Annotated in this window: 4 protein-coding genes; all 4 read left to right on the top strand. The window is 35.7% G+C overall.

The window, feature by feature from the left end; translation table 11 throughout:
- The first annotated feature begins 882 nt into the window (after positions 1–882).
- A complete protein-coding gene (locus tag AC22ZQ_RS12535; RefSeq protein ID WP_318959109.1) occupies positions 883–2,679 on the top strand; it encodes an MBOAT family O-acyltransferase in 1,797 nt (598 codons plus the stop codon).
- Positions 2,666–3,757, top strand: a complete 1,092-nt coding sequence (locus AC22ZQ_RS12530) for a D-alanyl-lipoteichoic acid biosynthesis protein DltD (protein ID WP_318959108.1) — start codon at positions 2,666–2,668, stop codon at positions 3,755–3,757. The genes AC22ZQ_RS12535 and AC22ZQ_RS12530 overlap by 14 nt, the downstream gene beginning before the upstream one ends.
- Positions 3,741–3,863, top strand: a complete 123-nt coding sequence (locus AC22ZQ_RS12525) for a hypothetical protein (RefSeq protein ID WP_318959107.1) — start codon at positions 3,741–3,743, stop codon at positions 3,861–3,863. Before AC22ZQ_RS12530 ends, AC22ZQ_RS12525 begins: the two co-directional genes overlap by 17 nt.
- A 500-nt stretch (positions 3,864–4,363) precedes the next feature.
- The coding region (locus AC22ZQ_RS12520; RefSeq protein ID WP_318959106.1) for an L-threonylcarbamoyladenylate synthase at positions 4,364–4,620 on the top strand (257 nt) is incomplete at its 3' end.

Below are 4,620 nucleotides of genomic sequence, written 5' to 3'. Positions count from 1 at the left end.
ATTCCTTAAGTTATTCTAAGGTACCATATAGCTTCTGGGGTCGCTTTCTTTTCCCAAGCATAACTAAAGTCCTTGTTCCTTCGCTTTTCATCCTATCGCTATTTGAGGGTTCATGCTTTAGGAGATGATAAGTATTGAATTATCAAAGGCGCCAAATCTAAGATTCAGCGCCTTCTACCTCAGAATTCAGAAAGCTCATGTTTCGAAATTTGGTGTTCGCTCCTTCCCGAATCATCATTGATAACAAAAATTGCGAAGAAAGTTTACGCACCAATCATGCATTTCAAAATAGAGACATTCCCTCTTTCAAGTATCTATGCAGTCATCCACAAAGCAGGAACTTCATCCTCACTTAATGCTTATGTATTCTTGGAATAGTTATAATGTTTTAGGCCGTTCAAATTAAGAACCTAGGATCTTTGTTTTGAGTTTATATCTGATAATCAGAAGGTATAACGGTATATGTAAAGCATAAGGTTACCCCTTCAAATTCGAGGAGTATTCACTAGCTTTCTGAATGTATTAAACAGGGTACAATACGCGATATCATTTTAAATAAGACTCCAATTCTCCTATAAAAGGTTGCTCCTTACATTATGAATATATTATGCTAATACACTCATTTACAATACTAAACTAACATTTTAAAACATTAAAAAAGCAATGAATTATATTAACTCTTTGTTAATTCAAGTACAGATAATCCCAAAAGCTTCGTATTTTCGCGCCTCAGATTGTCGCCAAGAACGATATCTGCAATAAATAATAAGTCAATTAGCTGGAATGATATTTACGCACGTATCAAGTTTCTTTTATATACTACTGTTCATATTCATCTATAACTTAAGTAGTTATTTATGGAGAAATAAAACGCTTAATAACATGCTCCTTCTGCTAGGAAGTGTAATTGTTTTGAGTACCCTTACCACTTTTGTTTCGCTGGGACTAATCCTGATAATCTCCACCCTTGTCTATCATGGAGGTAAATTACTGGGTCGTCTACAGAAAAGAAACCTCTACCTGCAAGGATTAATGATAGCAGTATTAATCTTCTTATTTGTTCTTAAGAATTATAAAATTGTTGGTTTTGATCTGCTTCAGAGAATCGGGTTATCCTATATCTTGTTTAGGCTCATTCATTTCCTCATAGAAAGCGGAAACAAAAGCATCAAAGAATATTCATGGATTAATTTCCTGAACTACATCATCTTCTTCCCTACTTTTATTGCAGGTCCCATCGACGATTACAACAATTTTAACTATTGGGCCAAACAAAAACACAACACCTACAAAACGCTTTTAATCAAAGCAGGGGTATTTCGTTTGCTCCTCGGTGTGCTTAAGAAATTCTTTTTAGTGCCTATTATTTTAAGTTATTCACTCGACTTTTCATTATTTGAGCATGAAATGTGGCAAGAAAGCCTTGGTTTAAGCCTTGTTCTTTATTCTTTCTACATACTTTTTGATTTTTCTGGTTACAGTGATATAGCCATAGGTACAGCTTACTTAATAGGAATCAAGACACCAGAAAACTTCAACACCCCTTATTTAGCGCCAAGTCTTTCCAACTTTTGGAAACGATGGCACATGACCTTTTCAGATTTCTTGTTTAAGTATGTGTTTAAACCCATCGTTATCAACTTGTCTAAAGTATTCAATAAAGCTCCGAGGTTATTTGTTTCTTCATTGGGGTACATTCTTACGTTTACAATTTGTGGTATTTGGCACGGAACTACACTAAACTTTCTGTATTGGGGATTATGGCATGGTGTAGGATTGATTCTATTTAAACTGTGGGACGTGTACTTCTTTCAAAAGAAAAAGTCCAAACTCACCACTGCTTTTCAACGCGGAGCTTCCTACTTAGGTGGAATGCTGGTTACCTTTAGTTTTGTTACTGCTGGATGGTTTTTCTTTAATTACAACACCTCTACCATTGGTATGGTATTGAGTCATTTGACAGAGAAAAACTCAACAGAAATCATTACCTCTCCATTAATCGCAAAGAATAATTTATCCCTACGTATTGAATACCCAGAAAACAATGCACCTTTCATAGACATCTGTTACAGTTCTAACAGGATGGAGAAAGAAATGATGATAGAAAATATAAAGACTACTCCAGATAACGTTTACTACATCCTTCCTTTAAAGGCAGAAAAGCAATTGCTTCATGTTAAGGTGCGTTCATCTTATGGTGAGAAAAAAGGAGCGTGGAAATCAAAAACCTTGTATTTAACCAGAGGAAAAATAAAAGCATCGTACTTGGAGAAAATCATTTTTGGTCAACCTCCTTTAGCAGAGAATATTCCCTCACTTCCAGCGGGACTTATTATACCTGATTTAGATTTCCCAACGAGTCCCAATTATCCATTCATTGATGGAAAAGTTGAATATGTGGATGACTACGGTTGGGCGATTCGTTTAAAATTCTGTCCTGCCAACCAGTACACCATAGAGATACAACAAAAAGTTGAAGACGAAGCTTGGAAAACCTATATTCAAGATTTACCGGGTAAGAAAAACTTCATGCATATTCATGGTTTGGAAACCTTCAATGGAACGGATAGAAATGTGAAGCCAGGAAAGCATCATTTTAGAATAAGATACCATAATGGTCTTAGAAAAAGTGAATGGAAAGAAACAACAATAAGTGTTCAAGATTATGTTAACGGTTAAGTATATTATTAAAAATAAACTTTGGTTGAGTGCATTTACAGCATTGGCACTGATCATGTTGTTTCCATTGTACATTCCTTATCTAGCTAAGAAAGACGGACCAATAGTAATCCCCACAGGAGGCCAGATAAAGCTGGGGAATCATATATTCTATGATTTTCTGGAGGATATTAAAAAAGAGGATGGTTTATTGGTTTTGGGTACCTCTGAAACAGGAAATAAACTAGAGGGAAATAATTATTACAGTTTATTAAACAAAGACAAAGACTTCCCGCAAAAAGTATATCATTTAGGAGGAGCGGGTAGAAACAGTAACGTATACTTCCCTTTTCTTTTAGATCATCCAGAGGCCTTTCAAGGCATGAACATACTTGTGTACCTCAACCCAACTTACTGGAGAAAAGGACTCAATAAATTTTCTAAAGCTTATTACAACCGTTATGTAAGTGATGCTTTGACGTACAAAGTAAAAAGTAAGGCTGAAGCTCTAGAGCTCTATCCTAACTTTATGGAATTAAACACAACCAAATCCTTTGCTCCAGAATTAACAGCGGAACGTTTAAAGGATGAGTTTACAAGTTATTTCTATCATGACTTATCCGTGTTGTTCAATCCCCAAGAACCAGATACTGCTTTTACAAACAACTTGAACATTTTTAACTTGAATACTGTTGATACTTCTGACTTTATTGAAGCGGTTAATTTGGAGTACAACGTTACAGACCACTATTATTCGCTTAATGGAGGATTCCCGGCAATAGATACAGGCGCAACCTATCAAGATGATTTGCTCAAGGCTTTTGTAAACATTTTAAAGACCAATAATATACATTGCACCTTTTATGTGGGACCGTACAATGCTATATTTTGTAATCACAAAGATTCTACACTCCTTCCAAACTATGAGAAAACTCTAAACAGCATCAAAGGATATTTAGAAAGTGAAGGAATGGAATATATCGATGGAACAGATATCTCTTATCAAACAGGAACCTTCATCGACGTTCAACACATTAGCCAATACGGTGCATATTTAACCGCAAAACAAATTAAACAGCATTATGAAAAAGGCCAGTAAAAGTTTAGTCGTAGTCGCAATCACCTTGATTTTTGTTGTGGTTTTGGCATATATCTTTGCCAATAATGATGTAGCAGAGATTCCTTATATCTATTTAGATTTTTAAAACGCACAGCTGCAGGAATGTGATAAATGTGGCGATAACACTCAAAATAAAGCCCTTATCACAAAAGCTAAAAGGGAGAACTGAATAACACCCAAGAGAAAAAAACACGCATTATCGGTTATTCATCCCAAAAACGTGCATTTCAACATTTTGTTTTGGTGGCTGTTATGCTATCATCTAATTTTAATAGTCCGGCCCCGAAAAGGATTCGGATTTTGAAATAGAACTTTTATAAACCCTATATAACTGGTTTGCATATAGTAAAAACGTCTACTACCATTACAACAACTAAAACGTTTTCTGACTAGCAAAACCTGAAAATGCAACTAAACTCACAGCGCATGAAACGAAAAACAACTCTTCTCCAGAAGGGTTGTTTTTTGTTGCGCTTTTCCAGAAGCTGCTAAGTTCTCACAAGAAAACAGATTTCAGTAGCTTAACAAAGGTCTTTTTAAAAAGAAAAAACTCCTATTTCCCCTTAACTTCACTATTTTTGCACCATGGCAACGGTAAACGAAGCAAAAAAGACACTTCAAGAAGGCGGTATATTGCTCTACCCTACAGACACAGTCTGGGGTTTGGGTTGCGATGCAACAGACGAAAAAGCTGTACAACGCATCGCAGAATTGAAAGGAAGAAGCAGCGATAAAAGCTTTATCGTTTTGGTGAACTCTTTCCATATGTTAGAAAAGTATGTGCCTGATTTTCCAGAGATATGCTACGATTTAATAGACCTCTCTGAGCGTCCGCTTACCAT

The sequence above is a fragment of the Lishizhenia sp. genome (genome assembly GCF_057456495.1).
The sequence above is the reverse complement of the archived record's forward strand: the minus strand, read 5'-3'. Positions and strand labels throughout refer to the sequence as shown.

Coding starts and splice junctions, on each gene's coding strand:
- AC22ZQ_RS12525 (WP_318959107.1), top strand. CDS start 3,741: ATGAAAAAGGCCAGTAAAAGTTTAGTCGTAGTCGCAATCACCTTGATT.
- AC22ZQ_RS12535 (WP_318959109.1), top strand. CDS start 883: ATGCTCCTTCTGCTAGGAAGTGTAATTGTTTTGAGTACCCTTACCACT.
- AC22ZQ_RS12530 (WP_318959108.1), top strand. CDS start 2,666: ATGTTAACGGTTAAGTATATTATTAAAAATAAACTTTGGTTGAGTGCA.